The following is a 252-nucleotide window of genomic DNA, read 5'->3' on the forward strand; positions in this document are numbered from 1 at the left end:
GGACGAGAAGGTCCACGAAGTCGCCAAGGTTTTCCATTCCGTCGCCTCGAAGTACGACGTGATGAACGACCTGATGTCCGGCGGCCTGCATCGCCTCTGGAAGACCTTCACCATCGCCCAGGCGGGCGTGCGTCCCGGTTTCAAGGTGCTCGACATCGCCGGCGGCACGGGCGACCTGTCCAAGGCATTCGCCAAGCAGGCGGGGCCGAGCGGGGAGGTCTGGCTGACCGATATCAACGAGTCGATGCTGCG

General features: G+C 64.3%; 1 protein-coding gene. It reads left to right on the forward strand.

The window, feature by feature from the left end:
• The coding region (locus tag FN960_RS22110; RefSeq protein WP_185971164.1) for a class I SAM-dependent methyltransferase at window positions 1–252 on the forward strand (252 nt) is incomplete at both ends.

Origin of the sequence: Alkalicoccobacillus porphyridii (assembly GCF_007293315.1) — a bacterium.
Classification (GTDB): Bacteria; Bacillota; Bacilli; order Bacillales; family Bacillaceae_D; genus Alkalicoccobacillus; species Alkalicoccobacillus porphyridii.